We start from the raw sequence: 22,401 nt of genomic DNA, 5'->3' as shown, positions 1-22,401 counted from the left end.
GTTATTCCACTCACCTAAACAACATTGCAGAAAGGACGAAGTTGAACATCAGCACCAGCAGCGAGGCGTTCACCACCGCACGGGTGGTGGCGATCGAGGTGCCTTCGATGGTCGGCTCGGCGTGGAAGCCCACGTAGGCGGCGACCAATGCGGCCGTGCCGCCGAAGATCGCCGACTTGAGCATTGCCACGCCGAAGTCATCCCAGAAGTCCACGCTGTTGCTCAACCCCGACCAGAATGTGCCGTTGTCGATGCCCAACACGTGTACGGCCTCGAAGTAGCCGCCGGTGATGGCCAGCGAGCAGAACACGCCGGTGAGCAATGGCACCGTCAGTACCGCCGCCCAGAAGCGCGGTGCCACCGCCTTGGCGACCGGATCGATGGCCATCAGCTCCAGCGCCTTGATCTGGTCGGTGGCGCGCATCAGGCCAAGCTCGGCCGCGATCGAACTGCCGGCCCGGCCGATGAACAACAGCGCGGTCAGCACCGGTGCCAGTTCGCGGTACAGCGACAGTCCCAGCAAGGTGGACAGCGCATCCGACGCACCATAGGTGGTCAACGTGCGGTAGCCCTGCAGGGTCAGCACCAGGCCGACGAAGGCGCCGCCGACGGCGATGATCGGCAGCGAGCGCGCACCGACCTTGTAGATCTCGCGCACCAGTTCGGCGATGAAGTCGCGCGTGGGCACCGAGCCGCGCAGCACGGTCAGCGAGAACAGCCCGGCACGGCCGAAGGCGCGGATCGAGTCGACCATGGCCATCAGGCAGCACTCCGGTCGCGCCGCGGCGCCGCATCGAAGGCGATCGGGCCATCCGGCTGGCCATGCAGGAACTGCTGCACCAGCGGGTCGGTGCTGTCCTGCAATTGCTCAGGCGTGCCGGCGAACACAATGCCGCCATTGGCGATGACCACGGCCTGGTCGCTGATCGGCAGGGTTTCGTGCACGTGGTGACTGACGATGATGCTGGTCAGGCCAAGGCTGTCGTTGAGGCGCTGGATCAGGCTCATGATCACGCCCGACGCGATCGGGTCCAGCCCGGTCAGCGGTTCGTCGTAGATCATCAGCGGCGGGTCCAGTGCCAGCGCCCGCGCCAGCGCCACACGCCGCGCCATGCCGCCGGACAACTCGCGCGGCCAGGCATCGGCGGCGGCCAGCAGGCCCACCGCATGCAGCTTCATCTGCACCAGGCGCTGCAGCACCGGCGCCGGCAGGCGGGTATGCGTGCGCAGCGGCAGCGCGACGTTGTCGGCCACGCTCAGGTCGGTCAGCAGGCCATTGCCCTGCAGCAGCACGCCGACATTGCGACGCATCTCCAGCAGTGCACGGTTGCCATGCGGGATCTCGCTGCCGAACAGGGTGACCGTGCCGGCAACCGGACGCAGTTCGCCGGTCAGTGCGGCCAGCAAGGTGGACTTGCCGCTACCGGAAGGACCGAGCACGGCCGTGATGCTGCCGCGTGGCACGTCGAGCGAGACGTCGCGCAGGATCGTGCGACCGCCGCGATCGATGCGGACACCGGACAACTGCACGACAGGGGATGCGGACGCCGTCATCGAAGCCTTTAACAGAATTCCAACGCGATAGAGTAACCGTCACACGGCTGAACATAACCGAACCGGCGCGTGCAGTATTGTCGCATGACGCCTGTACCGCAGCAGACGCATTACGGCTGATACGTGTGCAACAAGCCGTCTCATGCATGACGCAACGCAATCTTCGAACGCGCGGGTGTTGTGGCAGGTATGCCCTATGTGGATGATCGGATTCCCAGCCGACCATGAGCACAAAATGGACTTACTGACCCTGGAGCACTTTGCAGGCAGCGTCAACGACACGTTCTCTGCCGCATTGAACGAAGGCGAGGTTCCATTCGTGCTGGTCGAGGCGCGCGCGCTGCCCACCACGCATGCGGTGCATCGCGCGCCGTTTTCGCTGCTGTTCCGCAACAGCTCGGCATTCCTGTTTCCGCAGCAGACCTATCGGTTACGTCACACGCGGCTGGGCGAGATCGGCATCTTCCTGGTGCCGGTGGCGCGCGAGCGCGATGGCTTTCTGTATCAGGCGGTTTTCAACTGAGCGCGTTCAACTGCGGTGCTCGGGAAAATGCCAGTGCATCTGCAGATGCGTCTGGTTGCTCATACCCGTGACGAAACCGTGGCGGACATACAGTCGCTGCGCGGCGGGGTTTGAGTGCAGCACGTGCAGTGACAAGCCGCATCCCGCCTCGCGCGCCATCGCTTGCGCGTAGGCGAGCAGTTGCGAGCCGATGCCCTGGCCGCGCCAGTCAGGCAGCAGGCTGATATCCACCAGCGTATGTTGCGTGGCAGCGCGGTGCAGATACAGGCGCCCGATACGCAGATCCTTGGCCTGGACGATCAGAAAGTCGCCGCCTTCAAAATGTTGCTGGTAGTGCGCGCGCTGCAGCGCAAACTGCTGCTGAAGAAAGGCGCGTTTGCTCGCCTCCGGCCACGGTACCGGTGCCAGCTCGTCGCTGCGGGTGCTGGCATAAAGCGCCTGCAGCCACGCGATGTCGGCTGGCTGCTCGGGGCGCAGCGCAAGGTCTACTGCCCCCCGAATAGCGGTAGCGCGCGTTACCAACTGCATCTTCATCGCCGCCTCTGCAACGCGCCCGGGTGACGGCAGCGCTCAGTTGAACGCCGGATAGTCGCCCTGCAGCGCGATGCAGAAGTTCACGGCCAGATAGGGCTGGCGGTTCTCGTGCGCCTGTCCGCTGCCGGTAGGCAACAGCATGGTCGGGGAGAATTGCTTGTCCGGCGCGACCGCCAGGAACGGGCGCTCGGTGTTGACGTTCAGCGACGACAGCGCCACACCGTTGGCTGGCGTGCCCGTCTTCTTGGTCACGTCCGGCTGCGAGAGTATGTTGACGCCATGCTGGTGCATCGGGATCTGCGTGCTGAGCAGGCTTTCCGACGCGGAGCCGAAGTTGCTACCCAGCGAGTGCGGGGTCAGGCCCGGCCCCGCGCCCTGCTGGCAACCGGCGCGCGCGGAAAAGTTCGGTAACTGGAAGGTGCTGCTACCGTTGCCGCCATAGGCCACGCCGAGCAGGGAGTACAGCGTGGTGTTCTGCGTGATCGGCAGCGTGGCGCCATTGCAGAACGCCCAGCCGTAGGGGTTGTAGTCGAAGCCGAACAGCTGGATTTCGCCGATATAGGGTTCGGTCATGAACAGAGTCTCCGATGAAGCGGATGCATACCGCGGCCTGCCGGCGCGGCGCGGGGATCAGGCCTGCTGCGGAAAGATGCCCGTGGTGGCGATGCAGTACTGCACCGTCAGTGTCGGCATGAGGTTGTCGTGCGGCTGGTTGCCGCCGGCGAACGAGGTGCTCTGCGTGGACATCGCCAAGGTGGTGCCACCGGTCGCATCGCTCACGTAGAACGTGCTGCCGTTGACCGCCGCCGGCAATAACCCCGCGGGTGCGGTCGCCGTCGCTGCGGTGCTGGTGGCCTGAGCGGTATGCGTGTGCGCCGGCATCTGCAGGTCGGTCAACGTCACCGTCTCGGTGCCGGCGTGCTGGGCGAGCACGTAGTTGCTCAGGCCCGGCCCCTGGCCCTGGTGGATCGGCAGGCGGCCGCGCAGATCCGGCACGCCGAACGTGCTGGTGCCATTGCCACCGTAGACAGTGCCGAGCAGGACGTACAACGGTTCGTATTCGGAAATCTGCAGCAACGAGCCGTCGCACGCCTGCCAACCCTGGGGAGTGCGGCCAAAACCGAACATGCGGATTTCGCCAATGAAGGGAGTACCCATGAAATTCTTCCTGGTCGATGGGGCGTCCTACGCAAGGCTGCGTACGCCGGCGCCCCCGGATACGGATGCGCCTAGCTGCGCGAAGGGAAGATGCCGGATAGCGCGATGCAGAAATTGATCGCGGTATACGGCTGCAGGTTCGGATGCGCCTGGCTGCCGCCGCTGTTGGCGATCGTGGACTGTGACAGCGGCACCATCGCGCCAGGCGCGGCGTACAACGCGTGCGCAGTCCCGGAGGCGACGTTGTTGTTCGCGAACAGACGACCTGTTGGTGTGCGGTTGTCGCCGTTGGCGCTGCTGCAATCCATCAGGTGGCTGTGCGGGGGCAGGTTGTCTGCCACCAGCGTCACCGTCTCCGCGCCTGCCGCCTGGCCCATGGGAGCGGCAGGCGGCTGCCAGTTCGGATCCGCCGACGGCCCATAGCCCATCGGGGTGCGCCCACGCATGTCCGGCAAGCCGAACGTGGTTTTGCCGTCGCCGCCGAAGCGCGTGCTGAGCAGACTGAACAGGGCCTGGTTCTGATTGATCGGCAGCAACTGCCCGTTGCACTGCGCAAAATACTTCGGCGCGAATGCGAAACCGGTCAGCATGATCTGGCCGATGAAGAACTCACTCATGCAGCTCTCCCTCCATAGGTGCGCCGCCGACCGATTGCCGGAGACTGAGGTACTGATACCTGCCGAGATTGCACAACACAACCCATCGGCGTCTTGAACTGGAATGAAGTATTAATTTTTCATTATTTAACTGCCAGTCAGTTCCTGCTTAAATAGCTCCACAGTCCACTCGCATGCCCATTCAGGCATTGTGTTGCGCTGATCCGAGGCACCAGGACCGTTGCCGACGCCATTGGGGTGGCGTGTTTTTTGGGGGAAAAACATATGTCTACGAACTTGACCGCCTCAGGTGGTGTGCGCTCGCTGTTGCGCTGGATGCTGGCGCTGTTGCTATTGGCGACCTCTCAGGTTGCCCTGGCCGCCTACTGCCCGACGCCGAAAAGCGCCACCGTCAATTCAGGTGGCTCGGTGTCCTTCGAAGTCGGCGACTGCGACGGCCCTTCCAACTTCGGTATGACCGATCCTGGCGTGCCCCCTGCGCATGGCACGTACAGTCTTCCCGGTCAGAATCCTGACAGCACCGAACAGGTGACCTACACCAACAACGGCGATGGCGCGACATCGGACTCGTTCTATCTGCTGGACGAAGACAACAACCAGATCGTCTTCAACATCACCGTCAATCCCTCGCGCACTGCCAGCATCGCGGTAAGCCCATCCAGTCGCAACGAAGACAGCGGCGCCGCCTTCACCTACACGGTGACGCTGAGCCAGACCAGCAGTTCGGCGACCACGATCAACCTCAGCCGCAGCGGCACCGCCACCAGCGGCACCGACTACACGGGCGCGCCGAGCAGCATCGTGGTGCCCGCCAACGCCACCACTGCCACCTTTTCCGTCACCCCGGTCGCCGACACCACGGTGGAGGCCGACGAGACGGTGGTGATCAGCGTGGCCAGCGGTAGCGGCTATGGCATCGGCAGTCCATCCAGCGCCACCGCCACCATCGTCAACGACGACTTTCCGAACGCATCGATCGCAGTGGCTCCGTCCAGCGTGGCCGAGGACGGTGCAGGCAATCTGATCTACACCGTCACGCTCGACCAGGCCGCACCGAGCGCGGTGTCGGTCGCCTTCAGTGTTGGCGGCACGGCAACCTCGGGCACCGACTATGCGGCCGTGAGTTCGCCGCTGGTGATCGGCGCCGGCCAGACCACCGGCACCATCACCATCAATCCGACCGCCGATTCCACCATCGAACCGGACGAGACCGTGGTGCTGACCCTTGCCAGCGGCACCGGCTACAACGTGGGTTCGCCCAACAGCGCCACCGGCACCATCCTCAACGACGACCAGCCGACGCTGTCGATCAACGACGTGTCGGTGAACGAGGGCAATGCCGGCACCACCAATGCCACCTTCACCGTCTCGCTCAGCCAGCCGGCGGGCACCGGCGGCGTCAGCTTCGATATCGCCACCGCCGACGGCACCGCCACTGCCGGCGTGGACTACGTTGCCTCCAGCCTGACCGGGCAGACCATCCCCGCCGGCAGCAGCAGCGCCACCTTCACCGTGCTGGTCAACGGCGACACGCTCAGCGAGCCGAACGAGACCTTCTTCGTCAACGTCAGCAACGTCACCGGGGCGAGCGTGGGCGATGGCCAGGGCCAGGGCACCATCGTCAACGACGATGCGCTGCCTGCACTGTCGATCGACGACGTCAGCGTCAATGAAGGCAACAGCGGCACCACCACGGCCACCTTCACGGTGAGCCTGAGTGCGGCCAGCGGCCAGACCGTGTCGGTCAATTACACCACCGCCGATGGCACCGCCACCGCCGGCAGCGACTACGTCGCCCGCTCCGGCACGCTGACCTTCGCGCCGGGCGTTACCGCGCAGGGCGTGGCGATCACCGTCAACGGCGACACCGCGGTCGAACCCAGCGAGACCTTCAGCGTCGGCCTGTCCGGCGCCAGCAACGCGAGCATCGCCCGCGCCACCGGTACCGGCACCATCGTCAACGATGATGTGGTGGTGACGGTCGGGCCGGCATCGCTGCCGGCGGCGACCGCGGGCAGCGCCTATAGCCAGACCCTGAGCGCCAGCGGCGGCACCGCGCCGTACACCTTTACCGTCACGGCCGGTGCGTTGCCGGCCGGGTTGAGCCTGAGCGCTGGCGGCGTGCTGTCCGGCACGCCCACCGCCAGCGGCGGCTTCAACTTCACCGCGACCGCCACCGACAGCGGCGGCAGCCCCACCAGCGGCGCCCGTGCCTACACGCTGACCGTGGCCGTGGCCACGACCACCTTCCCGGCGACCAGCCTGCCGGCCGGCACCGCCGGCCAGGCCTATTCGAGTGCGCTCAATCCGGCGACCGGCGGCGTTGCGCCGTACACCTACGCCGTCACCGCCGGTGCCTTGCCGGCGGGCATCACGCTCGACGGCAGCAGCGGCGCCCTGACCGGCACCCCCGGCAGCGTGGGCAGCTTCAGCTTCAGCGTGACCGCCACCGACAGCACCACAGGCACGCCGTCGCAGGCCACACGTAGCTACACCTTGACCATCGCTGCGCCGCCGATCGTGGTCGCGCCGTCCACGCTGCCGGCCGCCACCCGCGGCACCGCCTACAGCCAGACCCTGAGCGCCAGCGGCGGCACCGCGCCGTATACCTACGCGCTCGCCAGCGGCACGTTGCCGGCAGGTATCACCCTGGCCAGCAACGGCACGCTGTCGGGTACCGCCACGGTGGAAGGCAGCTTCAACGTCACCGTGACCGCGACCGATGCGGGCAGCTTCACCGGCAACCAGGCCTACACCCTGACCGTGGCTGGCCCGAATCTGGTCTTGCCGGCGAGCACCTTGCCGGCAGGCACGGCCGGGCAGGCGTATGCGGCGACGATCGCCTCGGCCACCGGCGGCACTGCGCCTTACACCTACGCATTGACCGGCGGTGTCCTGCCGGCGGGCGTGGTCGTGGATGCGGCCACCGGCGCGCTCAGCGGCACGCCGACCGTGGCAGGCACGTTCAACTTCACCCTGACCGCATCCGACAGCACGCCCAGCCCGGCAGCGCAGGCCAGCCGCAGCTACACGCTGACCATCGCGGCACCTGTGGTCGTGATCGTGCCCACCACGCTGCCGGCCGCCACCCGCGGCACCGCCTACAGCCAGACGTTGAGCGCCAGCGGCGGTACCGCGCCGTACACCTACGCGCTCGCCAGCGGCACGTTGCCGGCAGGTATCACCCTGGCCAGCAACGGCACGCTGTCGGGTACCGCCACGGTGGAAGGCAGCTTCAACGTCACCGTGACCGCGACCGATGCGGGCAGCTTCACCGGCAACCAGGCCTACACCCTGACCGTGGCTGGCCCGAATCTGGTCTTGCCGGCGAGCACCTTGCCGGCAGGCACGGCCGGGCAGGCGTACTCCGCGGCGATCACGCCGGCCACCGGCGGCACGGCGCCTTACCGCTATGCACTGGCTGCGGGCGCATTGCCCAATGGCGTGGTCGTCGATGCAGCGACCGGCGCGCTCAGTGGCACGCCGACCTTGTCCGGCACCTTCAACTTCACCCTGACCGCGACCGACAGCACCCCGAGCCCGGCTGCGCAGGCCAGCCAGAACTATTCGGTCACGATCGCGGCGGCAACGCTGGTGCTGGCGCAACCGACCCTGCCACCGGCGGTGCGCGGCAGCGCGTATAACCAGGTGCTCACTGCCAGCGGCGGCGTTGCGCCCTATCGCTACAGCATTGCCAGCGGCACGTTGCCGGCCGGCCTGACGCTGGCCAGCGACGGCACGCTGTCGGGCACGCCGACGACGCAGGGCACCTCGTCCTTCACCATCGCGGTGGCCGATGCCGGCAATGCCAGCGCCACCCAGGCCTACAGCTTCACGGTGAGCGATGCGGCGCCGGTGGCGGTGGCGGATGTGGCGGCCACCATGAGCGATGCTGCGGTGACGGTGGCGGTGACCGCCAACGACACCGGCAATATCGCCACGATCGCCATTGCCGCTGCGCCGACCAACGGCACCGCCGTGGTCAACGGGCTGGAGCTGGTCTACACGCCGGCCGCCGGTTTCGTCGGCACCGACGTGGTGAGCTACACGGTCACCGGTAGTGGCGGCACGTCTGCGGCGGCCACCGTGACCATTGCGGTCAATGCGCGGCCGGTTGCGGTGTCGGTGACTGCTGCGGCAGTGCCGGGCGAGGCGCAGCAGGTCGACCTGACCCGCAATGCCACCGGCGGGCCGTTCGTGGCGGCGGCCGTGGTCGCGGTGCTGCCGGCCTCGGCCGGTACCGCCACCATCACCCAGGTTGGTGGTCTCGCCACCGCGGCGGCGGCACGCGCATCGGGCCCGTCGCCGGCGGCGGCTGCAATGGCCGAGACGCCCACCTTCATGCTGACCTTCACCCCGAACCCGGCCTTCGTCGGCCAGGCCACGGTGCAGTTCACCTTGTCCAATGCGTTCGCCACGTCGGTGCCGGCCAGCGTGGTGTTCACCATCGCGCCGCGCCGCGACCCCAGCGTGGATGCGGAAGTGCGTGGCCTGATCGATGCGCAGTCCGAGTCCACGCGGCGTTTTGCGCGGGCGCAGATCGACAACTTCCAGCGCCGTCTGGAAGCCACCCATCGCAGCGGCAGCACCTTCAGCAACGCGGTGAGCTTCCAGCCGACCTCGCATTGCCGCCAGGCCGACCGCGGTATCAGTGCGCAGCCGTGCAGCCCGGACACGCAGGAGGCCGACAACGACTTCCGCGATGCGCCGGCAATGACCAGCAGCGGCAACGGCGCTGCGCACGGTCAGGGCGATCTGGGGCTGTGGGTGGGCGGTGCGATCCGCTCGGGCAGCCTGGACACGCAGTCCAACAGCAACGGGGTGGACTTCCAGACCGACGGCCTGAGCGTGGGCGCCGATTACCGGGTGGCGCAGTCGCTGGCGATCGGTGCGGGTCTGGGTTGGGGCCGCGACGACAGCGATGTGGGCAGGAACGGCAGCCACTCCAAGGCCACCGCCTACACCATGGCGCTGTATGCCAGCTTCCATCCGGGCAAGGCGTTCTTCTTCGACACCCTGGTCGGCTACCAGCTGCTGTCCTACGACCTGCGCCGCTTCGTCACCGACGATGGCTCGATGGCCGAGGGCAACCGCGACGGCAAGCAGTGGATCGCGTCGGTCTCCACCGGTGCGGACCTGCAGCGCGGCGAGTTGCAGATCACCCCGTATGCGCGTGTGGATGTCGCCCGCGCCACGCTGGATGGCTATGTCGAGGATGGCGTGGCGCCGTTCGCGCTGCGCTATGACGACATGGACGTGGCCACCACCACCGGCAACCTGGGCCTGCGCCTGGAATGGCGCCGCGAAGTGGCCTGGGGCCGGCTGACCCCGCAGTTGCGCGTGGAATACCAGCGCGACTTCCAGGGCCGCGGCGATGCCACGCTGAGCTACGCCGATCTGAACGGCGGGCCGTTCTATCGCGCGGGGCAGAGCGCGTTCGATCGCAACCGCCTGATGGTCGGCATCGGTGCGGCGCTGCTGACCGAGCAGGGCCTGTCGACGCGGCTGGAATACCGCGGCATCACCGACGGCGACAGCAACAACGATCAGACCTGGATGATCAATCTGGAAAAGAAATACTGATCGCGTCGAGCGTCATGCACTGAGCAACGCGATGGGCCGGGCGAATACCCCGGCCCATCGCGTTTGTCGTGCAGCCGGAGGCATGTGTTGCATGCTGCGTCGGCGCCGCGCTGCGCATGGGCCGACGCTGGCGTGCAGCGATGCCGCCGAGCGCAACGGCCGCACTCCATCCAGGGCCATGCGCAACCCGGTCGTGCCTGCTGCGTTGGAGCGGACTCAGGCCCGCAGCGTGTCGTCCGTCGATCGCCAAGGCGGGCCGGGCGCCGACGACGCGAGTACAGCCGCTGTATCGGTGCCGGCGTCTGCGCGCCGATCCCGCGCCAACGGCGCGGCACGGCTGCATCCGGCACAATGCACGCACGCATGCACGCCACTTCCGCGCCCGATTTCCGTCTCTATCCGTCAAACGCGCTGGATACGCTGGCCGCCTTGCTCGCCCAGGAGCTGCGCCGGCCGGTGCCGGAGCAGCCGTTGCTGCAGCCGGAGGTGGTGCTGATCCCGCAGGTGGCGATGCGGCGCTGGCTGCAGTCCACGCTGGCGGCCGAGCACGGCGTGGCGGCGAATCTGGAATTCCTCACTCCCGGTGAATTCGTCGCACGCGCGCTGGAGTGCAATCTCGGCCCGGCCGACGACGATCTGGACATGGCGACCACGCAGTGGCGGTTGTACGCCGCGTTGCAGGCCGATCTGGGCAGCGATGCGGCGCTGGCGCCGTTGGCCGGTTATCTGTCCGATGGCGATGCGCTCAAGCCCTGGGCGCTGGCCGGCGAGCTGGGCAACGTGTTCGAGAAGTACCAGGCCTGGCGACGCGACTGGTTGCTGCGCTGGGAAGGCGGTGCCGACCCCGATGATCCGCAGGCGCGCCTGTGGCGAAGCATCGCCGCCGGCCGCCAATACCGCGCGCGCCGCATCGGCCAGTACCTGGATCGCTACGCGCGCCCGGAGGGTCCGCTGCCGCAGGGCTTGCCCAGGCGTCTGTTCGCCTTCGCCATCCTCAATATTTCGCCCGACGTGCTGCGCGTGCTGGCCACGCAGGCGCGCGTGGGCACGCTGCATTTCTATCTGCCCACGCCCACCCAAGGCTATTGGGGCGATCTGCAGACCCTGTGGCAGCGCCGTCGCGACGACGGTGCGGTGCAGCTGTTTGCCGGGCAGGTGCAGGAAAACCCGCTGCTCCAGGCCTGGGGCGCGGCCGGGCGCGACTTCATGGCGTTGATCGGCGATTACGAGGTGGTGCATCCGCTGGCCGAGATCGCCGTCTACGCCGATCCGCTGGAGTCCGGCCGCCGCGCACTGGCCGACGGCGGCCTGGGCGACAGCCTGCTGCGGCGCATGCAGAGCGACCTGTTCCATCGCCGCGCGCCAGGCGTGCCTGCCGTGTTGCCGACGGTGAATCCGCACGACCCCAGCCTGCAGGTGCATGCCTGCCACACGCGGCTGCGCGAGCTGCAGGTGCTGCACGACCAACTGCGCGCCCTGCTCGACGATGCGAGATTCGACCCGCCCCTGCAGCCACGCGAGATCGCGGTGCTGTCGCCGGACATCGACCCGTACGTGCCGTACCTGGATGCGGTGTTCGGCAGTCACGGCAACGACGACGCGCTGCCGTACGCGCTGGCCGATGCCAGCCCGTTGGCGAGCGAGCCGCTGGCCGAGGTGTTCCTGACCTTGCTCGGCCTGCCGATCGCACGCTTCGGCCTGCACGAGATTCTCGACCTGCTGGCCAGCGCGCCGATCGCCGAGGCCGCCGGCCTGGACGAAGCCGGGCTGGAACGCCTGCGCGGCTGGCTGCACGCGGCCGGCGCGCGCTGGGGGCTGGATGCGGCGCATCGCCGTCAGCACCAGGCACCGAGCGACGACGCCTACACCTGGCGCTTCGCGCTGGACCGGCTGCTGCTCGGCCATGCCAGCGGCGCCGATGAGGAGATCGAGGGCGTGGCGCCCTGGCCGCAGCTGGAAGGCAGCGCGTTGGCCGCACTCGATATCCTGTTGAAGCTGCTGCGCGTGCTCGAACGTCACCAGTCCGTGCTGGCCGACGCGATGACGCCGGTCCAGTGGCGCGAGCGTCTGCTCGGCCTGCTGGAGGCGTTGATTCCGAAGGCGCCGTCGGCACCGCGGGCGCAGCGCGCGCTGGATCGGCTGCGCACATTGATCGATCAATTCGCCCGCGATGCGGTGCGCGCCGACTACGCCGGCAACGTGCCGGCCGAGGTGGTGCGCGCGCACTTTGCTGCGGTGCTGGGCGAATCGGACACGCGTGCGCCGCTGCTCACCGGCGGCATCAGTTTCGGCCGCATGGTGCCGATGCGCCTGCTGCCGTTCCGCGTGATCTGCCTGCTCGGCATGAACGATGGCGACTTCCCGCGTCGCGACCCGGCCGCCGGACTCAATCGCCTCACCGCCGAACTGGGCACCGAACGTCGCCGGCACGGCGATCGTTCAACCCGCGAGGACGACAGGTTCCTGTTTTTGCAGTTGTTCGCCTCTGCGCAGGAGGTGTTCTACCTGAGCTATCTCGGCGCCGATGCGCGCGATGGCAGCGCGCGCGAACCGTCGGTGCTGGTCAGCGAACTGCTGGGCAGCGCCGCGCAGTACCACGCCGACCCGCAGGCGATCGCCAGGCTGGTGGTGGAGCACCCGTTGCAGCCATTCGCCGCCGCCGCCTTCGGCGCGCCGGGCGATCACGGCGCCGACCCGCGCCGTTTCAGTTATCGCCGCCAATGGCGACCGTCGGTGGACAGCCTGGTCGGCCAGCGCCAGCCGCTCGCGCCCTGGGTGGCCGGTGCGTTGCCGGCCGATGACAGCGCGGTGCCGGGCAGCGTTTCGATCGACGACTTGCGCCGCCTGTTTTCCGACCCGGCCGGGCAGTTCCTGCGTCATCGTCTGGGCATGCGGTTGCCCGACCCGGCCGGCGAAGACAGCGATCTCGAACCGCTGCTCGCGCCCACGCGTGGGCTGGACCAGTACGGCCTGCAACAGCAGGTGTTCGACGCCACACTGGCCGGCGACACCGAGCGGCTTTACGAGCGTCTGCGCGCGCGCGCGCTGCTGCCGTCCGGGCCGCTGGGGCGTCGTCAGCTCGACGAGCGGGTGGCGCAACTGCGTCCGTATGCCGAGGCCTTCCGGCAATGGCGCGGCGAGGCGCCGGTCGAGTCGCGCCGGCTGCAGGTGCAGATCGGCCAGACCGAGGTACATGGCCGCGTGCCCGGCTGGTATGCGAGCGGGGTAGGGCGGGTGCAGGTCGGCGCGCTCAGCGGCCGCAGCGCGATCCGCCACGGTCTGGAATGGCTGCTGCTGCGCGCTGCCGGCGAACACGCACCGTACGTGCGCTTCTTCGAACACGACGACGGCCTTGGCCCGCATCCCATCGACCCCGACCCGCTGTCGCAGACGCAGGCGCAAACCGCGTTGGCCGCACTGCTGCAGGTGTATCGGCACGGCCTGCAGGCGCCGCTGGCGTTCGCGCCCTACAGCAGCTGGAAATACCACCAGGCCGCGCGCGGCGACGACCTGGACAAGGCCATCAAGGACGCCGCCGGGCAGTGGCAGTCCAGCTTCGGCTGGAGCGAATCGCACAGCCCGGAGCTGCGCCTGGTCAACCGCGGCCGCGACCCGTTCGCCGATGCGCAGCGCTTCGCCGAGTTCGCCGTCACCAGCCATCGCGTGTACGACCTGCTCGAGCGCGGCCATGCCGATGCCACGCTGGAGCCGCAGCGTCTGATCGAGAGCTGGCGCCACTGGCACGGCGCGCAGGAGGAGGCCGAATGAGCGCCGGCCCGGTCACCGACCCGTACCTGCACCTGCCATTGCATGGCGTGCGCCTGATCGAGGCCAGCGCCGGCACCGGCAAGACCTTCACCCTGGCCACCCTGTTCACCCGGCTGGTGGTCGAGCGCGGCCTGCGCATCGGCCAGATCCTCGCAGTGACCTTCACCGAGGCCGCCACCCAGGAACTGCGCCGCCGCATCCGCGAACGCCTGGTGCTGGCCGCGACGCTAGTCCCCGACGCCCCCGTAGGAGCGGCCCGGGCCGCGACCGACCTCGCCGATGACCCGTCGCGGCCAGGGCCGCTCCTACACGAAGCGCCAGACGCCTTTGTCGCCACGCACCTGGCCCCTGGCACCGAAACACCCACCGCCTCCGTAGGAGCGGCCCGGGCCGCGACCGACCTCGCCGACGACCCGTCGCGGCCAGGTCCGCTCCTACAGGACGCGCCCGATGTGCTGCTTACGCGCGCCGTCCTCGCCACCCACCTGGCCAACGGCACCGAAACACCTGCCGCCCTGCGCCGCCGCCTGCAACAGGCGGTGGAAGAAATCGACCTGGCCGCCGTGTTCACCATCCACGGCTTCTGCGCGCGCGTGCTGCGCGAGCATGCGCTGGAAAGCGGCCAGGCCTTCGCCGCACCGGAACTGCTCGCCAACGACCGCGAACTGCTGGGCGAAGTCGCCGCCGATCTGTGGCGCCAGCGCGCCGCCGATGCGGCAATGGCCGAAGACCTGATCGCGCTGTGGTCGGGCGGCCCGGAGGCATTGGCCAGCGATCTGCGCGCACTGGTGCGCCATCCAACGCTGCTGCCGGCGGCCGCCACGACAAACGACGATTCCGCTGCGCTGCTGCAAGCGGTGCAGGACGCCAGTACTGCACTGGCCGCGGCATTCCACGCGCACGGCACCGCGTTTTTCGACACCATCATGGCCGCCATCGACGGCGGCATCCTGAGCAAGGTCAGCTACAAGCCCGAGTGGCTAACAGCGTTGTGGCATTGGTTCGACAGCTTCGTCGCCGCGCCATCGATGCACACAACGCCGCACGCCAAGCTGATCAAACTCACCGCTGCGGAACTGGCCGCCGGCACCAACAAGAAGTTCGTCGATCGCACCCCGGCCTCGCCGCTGAGCCACGAGATCGACGGCTATCTCACCGCGCTGGCCGGTGTCGAAGCATGGCGCAGCCGTCGCCGCATCCGCCTGCTGCACGCCCTTCGCGAGGACGCCATTGCGCGGCTGGCGTTGCTCAAGCGCCAGCGCCGCGTGCAGACCTACGACGACCTGGTCGATGGTGTCGCGCACGCGCTGGAAGGCGCGCAGGCGCAGGCGCTGGTCACACGGCTGCGCGCGCAATACGCCATCGCGCTGGTGGACGAATTCCAGGACACCGACGACCGCCAATGGGCGATCTTCTCCAACGTGTTCGGCGAAGGCACGCTCGCACGCGACGCCGGCCTGAAGCCGGCGCTGTTTCTGATCGGCGACCCCAAGCAGGCCATCTACGGCTTCCGCGGTGGTGACGTGCGCACCTATCTGGCCGCCGCGGTCACTGCCGAACTCGCCCCGCCGCTGAGCCACAACTTCCGCTCGCGCCCCGGCGTGCTGGCGGCCATCGACGCGCTGTACGCACAGGCCGGCTACACCGATGCCTTCCTCACCGATGGCATCGCCTTCCACCCGGTGCGGCCCGGCACCAAGCGGGTGGATGCCGACCTGCAACGCGATGGCGCCGCCGCCCCGGCGCTGACGCTGTGGCGCGCCCCGGAACCGCCGCCGCCAAGCAAGGGCAAGCCCAAACCCTGGAGCGCCAACCGCGCCCGCGAGCTGGCCACCGCCGCCTGTGTGGCGGCGATTCGCGGCTGGCTGGCCGGCGGCCGCGACGGCACCGCCACCGTCAATGGCCGCCCGGTGCAGGCCGGCGATATCGCCGTGCTGGTGCGCAGCCACGGCGAGGCCACGCGCATGCAACAGGCGCTGGGCGCGGTAGGCATCCCCGCCGTGGCGGCCGGCAAGCAGAGCCTGTTCGCCACCGACGAGGCGCTGGAGCTGCTGGCCCTGCTGCAGGCCTTGCTCGACCCGGGCGACGACAGCCGCCTGCGCGCCGCGCTGGCCACCGTGCTGATCGGCGCGGACGCCGCCGCCATCGCCGCACTCGCACACGACGGCGAGCGTCACCGCCGCTGGCAGCAGCAGGCGCTGGACTGGCGCGAGCGCTGGCAGCGCGGCGGCCCGCTCGCCCTGATCGGCGACCTGGGCGCCGCGCACGGGCAACGCCTGCTCGCCCTGGTCGATGGCGAGCGCCGCCTCACCAACTACCTGCAACTGGCCGAACTGCTGCAGGAAGCCGACGCCCGCGCGCTCGGCCCGCATGGCCTGGTCGACTGGCTGTCGCGGCGCATCGCCAATGCCGACGACAACGACGAAGCCCAGCAGCTGCGGCTGGAATCGGACGCGCGCCGCGTGCAGATCGTCACCCTGCACAAGAGCAAGGGCCTGGAGTATCCGCTGGTGTTCCTGCCGTACATCGGCATCGGCCGCAGCGACAAGGGTGCCGGCCGTCACTGCGTGGTGCACGCGCCCGAGCTCGGCCGCCAGATGCATTGGAAGACTGATAAAGACGATCCAAGCTGGAGCGCCGCCGAAGCGGCCTGGAAGCAGGAACAACGCGCCGAGGACGCGCGCCTGCTCTATGTCGGCCTGACCCGCGCCGAGCACGCGCTGTGGATCGCCAGTGGCCCGTTCCACCAGCACGAGCGCACCGCCTTGTCCGGCATGCTGCGCGCGCTCGACGCGCTGCAAGGCGCGGCCGGCGAGGGCGCGGTGGTGGTCGACACGTCCACGCCGCCGGCCACCCTGCCGCGCCTGCCGCCACCGATCGAGGCGCAGGTGCCGCCCGCGCGCAACCCGCAGCGGCATATCGCACCCGAGTGGTGGGTCTACAGCTTCACTCAGCTGGCCAATGCCGATGCCGGCGCCGCCACCGACCCGATGGCCAGCGCCACGGTGGTCGGCAGCGGCGGCAGCGACGAGCCGTCCGGCAGCGAGGCGATCGCGGTGGCCGCAGAGGTCGACACCTTCGACCCGCGCTTTGCCGGCAACCGTTTCGGCGTGGTGATGCACGACGTGTTCGAGCGCTGCGACTTCGCCGTCTGGCAGGCCTGGCGCCCCGGCCTGCCCGCACCCGAGGGCCAGGCCGCCGCCATCCTCGAGGCGCTGCAACGCGGCGGCTACGCCGAGAAGGACTGGGACGACGGCCTGGCCATGCTCACCACGTTGATCGGCCACACCCTCACCGTCGCCCTGCCCGAAGGCACCACCCTGGCCGCCGTGCCCGAGTCGCAGCGCCGCAACGAGATGGAATTCCACTTCGCCATGCGGCCCACCCGCGTCGAGGCACTGCTGGCACTGCTGCACCGGTTTGGCGTGGTCGGCGAGCGCCAGGCCTTCGGCGCGCGCCAGCGCCTGGAAGGCCTGATGACCGGCCTGATCGACCTCACCTACACCGTGGACGGGCGCTGGTACGTGCTCGACTACAAGTCCAACCGCCTGCCCAGCTACGACGCCGACGCCCTGGCCCGCGCCATGGCGCACAGCGAGTACGAATTGCAGGCGCTGATCTACACCGTCGCGCTGCACCGCTGGCTGCGCTTCCGCCTGGGCCAGGCCTACGACTACGCCCGTGACTTCGGCGGCGTGCGCTACCTGTTCTGCCGCGGCCTGGACGCCACTCGCAACCCCGCATCAGACCCCGGCTCCAACCCTGCTCGCAACGCCGAGGCCAACCCCGGCTCCGACCCCGCCAGCAGCGCTGCAACCGACCCCGGCGCCGACCGCGCCCGCGATGCCGAGGCCAACCCAGGCGCCGACCCTGCCCGCAACGCCGTAGCCGACCCTGGCGCCGACCGCGCCAGCGACGCCATGTCCGACACGCCCGCACCCGGCATCCACGCCTGGCGCTTCGATCCGGCGCTGGTCCAAGCCCTGGACGCCCTGTTCGCCGGCAGTGCCCCGGAGCCGACATCCAGCAACCCAGGCACGCCCGATGCCCGCTAGCGCACAGCCCCTTACCGCTGACGCACCAAAGCCCCGCTCCCCCCGGGGCGATAAGGCACTGGTTGCGCGCCACTGGCGCGCGTGCCTTGGAGCGCCCGCGCCGCTGGCGCGGGCTGGGGCGCGGAGCGGGGGTTGGGGTGAGGGCAGGTCCGCCGCCGAAGCATCCGAGCCATGACCCAACAGACCGGACTCCCGATCAGCGCGGTGCGCAAGCCCCTCTTCCCCCGGGGCGGGCAGGCACCGCTTGCGCGCCACGGCGCACGTGCCCGGCAGTGCCTGCGCCACGCCGCGCGGGCCGGGGCGCGCAGCGGAGCTTGGGCTGAGGGTGTCGTGCAGGGTCAGAAATGTGCCGATCGACAACTCGCCCGAGGCGCCTCCGCCCAGCAGGGGGCCGCCCCATGAACCAGCCAACCCTCTTCAGCGCGCTGATCAGGGCCGAGGCGCTACGCCCGCTGGATCTGGCGCTCGCGCAAAGCCTGCAACGCCTGGCCCCGGACACCGACCCACAGGTCCTGGCCGGCGCCGCGCTCGCCTCGCTGGCCGTCACCAGCGGCCACGCCGGGCTGGACCCCACCCGCGCCGCCATGCTGCTGGACGCGCGCGAAGGCCCATCGCCCGCGCTCCCGGACCCCACCGACTGGCAACGCACCCTGGCCGCCTCGCGCTGGGTCGACCAACCGACTCCCGAAGAACCCGCCGCCGCCGACTGCCCGCTGGTCCTCGAACACGGCCTGCTCTACCTGCGCCGCTACCGCGAGTACGAGCGCCGTCTGGCGCTGGGCCTGCAACGCATCGCCGCCCACTCGCCGCCGCCCTTCGACGCCGCCAAGCTGGCCCCGCTGTTCGCGCAGTTGTTCCCGAACCCGGCGATCCCTCTCCCGCCTGCGGGAGAGGGTGCCCGAAGGGCGGGTGAGGGTACGGGCCTGCCCGAGCCATCCGTCCACCAAGAAGGTACGGACCCGCCCGCCCCATCCCACCACCAAGACCGCCAGGCCCAGGCCGCCGCCCTGGCGCTGCGCCGCACCCTGCTGCTGGTCACCGGCGGCCCCGGTACCGGCAAGACCACCACCATCGCCCGTCTGCTGCTGCTGCGCATCGCGCAAGCCCACGCAGCCAACACCCCGGCCCCGCGCATCGCCCTGGCCGCGCCCACCGGCCGCGCCGCCGAGCGCATGGCCGAGAGCCTGCGCGCCGCCGTCGCGCGCGCCATCGCCAACGGCACCGACCCGGCCCTGGCCGACGCGCTGCCCACCGGCGCCAGCACCCTGCATCGCCTGCTCGGCGTCATTCCGGATTCCCCGCAGTTCCGCCACACCGCCGACAACCCGCTGCCGTTCGACCTGATCGTGGTCGACGAAGCCTCCATGGTCGACCTGCCGCTGATGTGCAAGCTGGTCGAAGCCGTGGCCGACGGCACCCAGCTGATCCTGCTCGGCGATGCCGACCAGCTGCCCTCGGTGGAAGCCGGCGACGTGCTCGCCGCCATCCTGCAGGCCGCCGGCCCCGGCGATGCCCTGCAGCCGCAGGACGCACAGGCGCTGCAGCCGTTGCTCGGCAACGTGCCCGCTGACACCACGCCCACCGCCACCCACGGCGGCGGCCTGGCCGGTCACCGCGTGCACCTGCTGCGCGGCTACCGCCAGGCGGACGACTTCGCACTCGCTCCGTTGGCCGACGCCGTGCGCGCCGGCGATGCCGACACCGCCCTGGCCCTGCTGCGCAGCGGCGAACTGGCCGGCGTGCACTTCCACGAAGACGGCGAAGATCCGCTCGCCCTAGGCCGCGACGCATTGCTCGCGCACTGGCGCGCGCTGGCCGACGCGCACGACCCGGCCGCGGCCCTGCGCGATGCCGCGCGCCTGCGCCTGCTCACCGCCGTGCGCGCCGGCCCGCAGGGCGCACGCGGCCTCAACGCCCGCATCGAACAACTGCTGGCCGACACCGGCGCCGGCGGCCGCCGCCTTGGCGCCGCCTCGCCCTGGTTCCAGGGCCGCCTGCTGCTGATCACCGAAAACAGCTACCGCCACGGCCTGTTCAACGGCGACGTCGGCATCTGCCTGCGCAGTGAAGCGAGTCCCTTTTCGGGGCGCAGCGACGCAAGCCCGTCTTCAGCGCCAGGCCAGTCCGGCGGCACCGACAGCCGTGCCCAAGGCCCGTTGGTCGCCTGGTTCGAAGGCGACGGCGACGGCCAGGTGCGCGGCTTCCACCCCGCCGCACTGCCCGCACACGAAAGCGCCTTCGCCATGACCGTGCACAAGGCCCAGGGCAGCGAATTCGACACCGTCTGGCTGCAACTGCCCACCCGCGACGCCCGCGTGCTCAGCCGCGAACTGCTCTACACCGGCATCACCCGCGCCCGCCGCGCACTGCACCTGGCCGGCAGCGAAGCGGTCATCCGCAGCGCACTGGCCCGGCACGCCGCACGTATCTCTGGCCTGGCTTGGCGATTGGGTGCGCAGCAGCAGGCGGCACCCGCCAAGCCAGCAACAGAACCATCCACTGCGTTGCCCGTGCAGGGGTCGTTGTTCTGATTAAGGGTGTTCAACGAAAGTGGAGTGACAGCAAGCGTCAGTTATCCGAAATCTTCGGATGACTGCTGCCCACGGAACCTGACTGACCACTCAGCCATGACGGCTTGCGTCATATGACGGATCGCGTTATGGTTACAGCATGATCAGGAGCTTTGTCGACAAGGAAGCCGAAAAGATCTGGATGGGTGAGCGCTCCCGCCGGTTGCCGGCCGACATCCAGTCGGTCGCGCGCCGCAAGTTGCGCATGCTCAACGCTGCCGCGCACCTCGACGATCTGCGCATTCCGCCCGCCAACCGGCTGGAAGCGTTGAAGGGCGAGCGGCGCGGGCAGTACAGCATCCGGATCAACGACCAGTGGCGCATCTGCTTCCGATGGATGGAGGGCGATGTCGCCGAGGTCGAAATTGTTGATTACCACTGAGCACGAGGCATCTGTCCATGACAGTCCTACCCAACATCCACCCTGGCGAAATCCTGCGCGAAGAGTTCCTCGAGCCGATGGGCATCAGCCAGAACGCGCTGGCGCGGGCCACCGGCGTACCGCCGCGTCGCATCAACGAGATCGTCCTGGGCAAGCGCGGCATCACCGCCGACACCGCCGTGCGCCTGGCTGCAGCGCTGGGCACGACCGAGCGCTTCTGGCTGAGCCTGCAAGCCGATTACGAGCTGGAACAGGCACACCGCGCGCTGGGCGATCTGCCGTCGCGGATCAAGCGGCTGGCGGCTTGAGGGGAAGGGTGTCTCGCGCGTCACGCTGACAACAGAGCAGGCCCAGTGACCTGTAAGGCCTGTCGATCGGAGAGCAGCGCAGCGTGATCGTGCGCAGGCAGGAACGCGCACGCTGATGCTTGGTGTGATCCAAAAAACGCGAGGCCAGGCCTGCGCCTGACCTCGTCTGCCGTCTGGCAGGCCGGGCGGCTTACTTGCCCTTCTTTTCCTGCTTGGCCGCGCGCTTTTCCTTCAGCGTCTTGGTCGGCTCTTTCTTCTGGCTCTTCTTCTGGTCCATCCCCTTGCTCATGACACCCTCGTAGTTGCTGGATTGATCGGTGGGGCAGCGCCATGACCCTGGCGTGCCTGCGCACTGTACGGCTTGCGCGGGGTGGAATGGCAGCGGCAGCGCAAGGCCGGGCGACGGGCGGTGTGTCCGGCCCGGCGTCTGCGCGAGGCAGCATGCACCAGTAGCCCTTCGGCGTGGCCGGCTGGGCCACAAACGCAAACGCCCGCGTGCGACCGGCAAGGTCCACACGCGGGCGCTGGCGACAGCGGCGGCCTTACTTGGCCGGCACGCGCTGGTACTGCTCGCCACCGGTGTTGAGGTGGCCGTTGGCCGCGTCGATGGCGAAGTTCACCGTCTCGCCATCGTTGCTGACCTGCAGCGCCCCGTCCTTGTAGACCGCCGGGTAGCTCTCGGTCTTCGGCTTGCGGCTGAAGAACTTCGGCGTGGTGCTGCGGACCATGAAGGTCTCGCCATTGCGCTCGATGTCCATCGTCTCTTCCTGCGTCTGCACGTTGACCCAGTGGCCGACGAACTTCTCGCCTTCCTCCTTGGCGCAACCGCTCACCAGCAGTGCCGCGGCCAGCGCGGTGCCCATCCACTTCATCATCGTGTGTTCTCCAGTTGAGTCTGCGGCGAGGATGGCGGGTGGGGGATGTATGGGAGCGACATCCCCCCGCCCTGAGTAGCGGCTTGGTTTAGAGTCCCGGGTTAATGATATCGGTGTTTGCCAGATGTTGGGCATACGCAGCCGGCGTCATGCCGCCAATTGCTTTCTTGGGTCGGTCCTCGTTGTATTCGCGTCGCCAGCGTTCGATCTCGGTGCGCGCGTGCAGCAACGTCGGGAACCAGTGCTCGTTGAGGCATTCATCGCGTAGCCGGCCGTTGAAGGATTCGACGTAGGCGTTCTGGTTCGGTTTGCCTGGTTGGATCAGCCGCAACTGCACGCCACGGGCATGCGCCCAGGCGACCATTGCCTTACCGCAAAACTCCTTGCCGTTGTCGGTGCGGATCACCTGCGGCAGGCCGCGACTGTGTGCCAACCGATCCAGGACGCGCGCAACCCCGTGCCCAGAGATCGCGC

15 protein-coding genes are annotated in these 22,401 nt (G+C 69.0%); 7 read left to right on the top strand and 8 right to left on the bottom strand.

What is annotated here, in order from left to right; translation table 11 throughout:
• Window positions 1–10: 10 nt before the first annotated feature.
• Entirely contained in the window at window positions 11–760 is a 750-nt protein-coding gene (locus XARJCFBP2528_RS05785; RefSeq protein ID WP_016902129.1) for an MlaE family lipid ABC transporter permease subunit, read from the bottom strand.
• Window positions 760–1,554 carry an ABC transporter ATP-binding protein gene (locus XARJCFBP2528_RS05780; protein ID WP_026064230.1) on the bottom strand — a complete coding sequence of 265 codons (795 nt, stop codon included), beginning with the start codon at window positions 1,552–1,554 and terminating at the stop codon, window positions 760–762. The genes XARJCFBP2528_RS05785 and XARJCFBP2528_RS05780 overlap by 1 nt, the downstream gene beginning before the upstream one ends.
• Window positions 1,555–1,789: 235 nt before the next feature.
• Here XARJCFBP2528_RS05780 and XARJCFBP2528_RS05775 point away from each other — a divergent pair, with 235 nt between their 5' ends.
• On the top strand, window positions 1,790–2,077 hold the full coding sequence (locus XARJCFBP2528_RS05775) for a DUF6916 family protein (RefSeq protein WP_016902133.1): 288 nt from the start codon (window positions 1,790–1,792) through the stop codon (window positions 2,075–2,077).
• A 6-nt stretch (window positions 2,078–2,083) separates the two neighbouring features.
• Here XARJCFBP2528_RS05775 and XARJCFBP2528_RS05770 read toward each other — a convergent pair whose 3' ends face one another.
• From XARJCFBP2528_RS05770 to XARJCFBP2528_RS05755, 4 genes are all read right to left on the bottom strand, one after another.
• Window positions 2,084–2,611 carry a GNAT family N-acetyltransferase gene (locus XARJCFBP2528_RS05770; protein ID WP_016902134.1) on the bottom strand — a complete coding sequence of 176 codons (528 nt, stop codon included), beginning with the start codon at window positions 2,609–2,611 and terminating at the stop codon, window positions 2,084–2,086.
• A gap of 36 nt (window positions 2,612–2,647) precedes the next feature.
• Window positions 2,648–3,184, bottom strand: coding sequence for a phage tail protein (locus XARJCFBP2528_RS05765; RefSeq protein ID WP_016902135.1), 537 nt, complete (start codon window positions 3,182–3,184; stop codon window positions 2,648–2,650).
• A gap of 57 nt (window positions 3,185–3,241) precedes the next feature.
• Window positions 3,242–3,769: a phage tail protein gene (locus tag XARJCFBP2528_RS05760; protein WP_026064231.1), complete on the bottom strand. Its 528-nt coding sequence runs from the start codon at window positions 3,767–3,769 to the stop codon at window positions 3,242–3,244.
• Between the two features lie 71 nt (window positions 3,770–3,840).
• Window positions 3,841–4,386, bottom strand: coding sequence for a phage tail protein (locus XARJCFBP2528_RS05755; protein ID WP_016902137.1), 546 nt, complete (start codon window positions 4,384–4,386; stop codon window positions 3,841–3,843).
• A 264-nt stretch (window positions 4,387–4,650) separates the two neighbouring features.
• On the opposite strand from XARJCFBP2528_RS05755, the gene XARJCFBP2528_RS05750 reads away from it, so the two are divergent.
• The 6 genes from XARJCFBP2528_RS05750 to XARJCFBP2528_RS05725 all read left to right on the top strand — a co-directional run bounded on the left by XARJCFBP2528_RS05750 (window position 4,651) and on the right by XARJCFBP2528_RS05725 (window position 21,052).
• The gene (locus XARJCFBP2528_RS05750) at window positions 4,651–9,969 is read left to right on the top strand and encodes a putative Ig domain-containing protein (protein ID WP_047124498.1); all 5,319 of its coding nucleotides are present in this window, start codon (window positions 4,651–4,653) and stop codon (window positions 9,967–9,969) included.
• Between the two features lie 363 nt (window positions 9,970–10,332).
• Window positions 10,333–13,737, top strand: a complete 3,405-nt coding sequence (recC, locus tag XARJCFBP2528_RS05745) for an exodeoxyribonuclease V subunit gamma (protein WP_047124665.1) — start codon at window positions 10,333–10,335, stop codon at window positions 13,735–13,737.
• Window positions 13,734–17,792 carry an exodeoxyribonuclease V subunit beta gene (gene recB / locus XARJCFBP2528_RS05740; protein ID WP_047124497.1) on the top strand — a complete coding sequence of 1,353 codons (4,059 nt, stop codon included), beginning with the start codon at window positions 13,734–13,736 and terminating at the stop codon, window positions 17,790–17,792. Before recC ends, recB begins: the two co-directional genes overlap by 4 nt.
• A gap of 398 nt (window positions 17,793–18,190) precedes the next feature.
• Complete coding sequence (recD, locus tag XARJCFBP2528_RS05735; protein ID WP_016902141.1) at window positions 18,191–20,323, top strand: exodeoxyribonuclease V subunit alpha; 2,133 nt, start codon at window positions 18,191–18,193, stop codon at window positions 20,321–20,323.
• A 139-nt stretch (window positions 20,324–20,462) separates the two neighbouring features.
• Window positions 20,463–20,744 (top strand): type II toxin-antitoxin system RelE/ParE family toxin, encoded by a 282-nt coding sequence (locus tag XARJCFBP2528_RS05730; protein ID WP_016902142.1) that lies wholly within the window; start codon window positions 20,463–20,465, stop codon window positions 20,742–20,744.
• A gap of 17 nt (window positions 20,745–20,761) precedes the next feature.
• Window positions 20,762–21,052: a HigA family addiction module antitoxin gene (locus tag XARJCFBP2528_RS05725; RefSeq protein ID WP_026064232.1), complete on the top strand. Its 291-nt coding sequence runs from the start codon at window positions 20,762–20,764 to the stop codon at window positions 21,050–21,052.
• A 542-nt stretch (window positions 21,053–21,594) separates the two neighbouring features.
• Here the strand turns inward: XARJCFBP2528_RS05725 and XARJCFBP2528_RS05715 are convergent.
• Window positions 21,595–21,927 (bottom strand): hypothetical protein, encoded by a 333-nt coding sequence (locus tag XARJCFBP2528_RS05715; RefSeq protein ID WP_026064233.1) that lies wholly within the window; start codon window positions 21,925–21,927, stop codon window positions 21,595–21,597.
• A gap of 88 nt (window positions 21,928–22,015) precedes the next feature.
• Window positions 22,016–22,401: integrase core domain-containing protein (locus XARJCFBP2528_RS05710; RefSeq protein WP_047124496.1), on the bottom strand; the 386-nt coding region annotated here is incomplete at its 5' end.

It is taken from the genome of Xanthomonas arboricola pv. juglandis, from assembly GCF_001013475.1.
Lineage (GTDB): Bacteria > Pseudomonadota > Gammaproteobacteria > Xanthomonadales > Xanthomonadaceae > Xanthomonas > Xanthomonas arboricola.
This window is presented reverse-complemented; position numbering and strand designations above follow the sequence as displayed.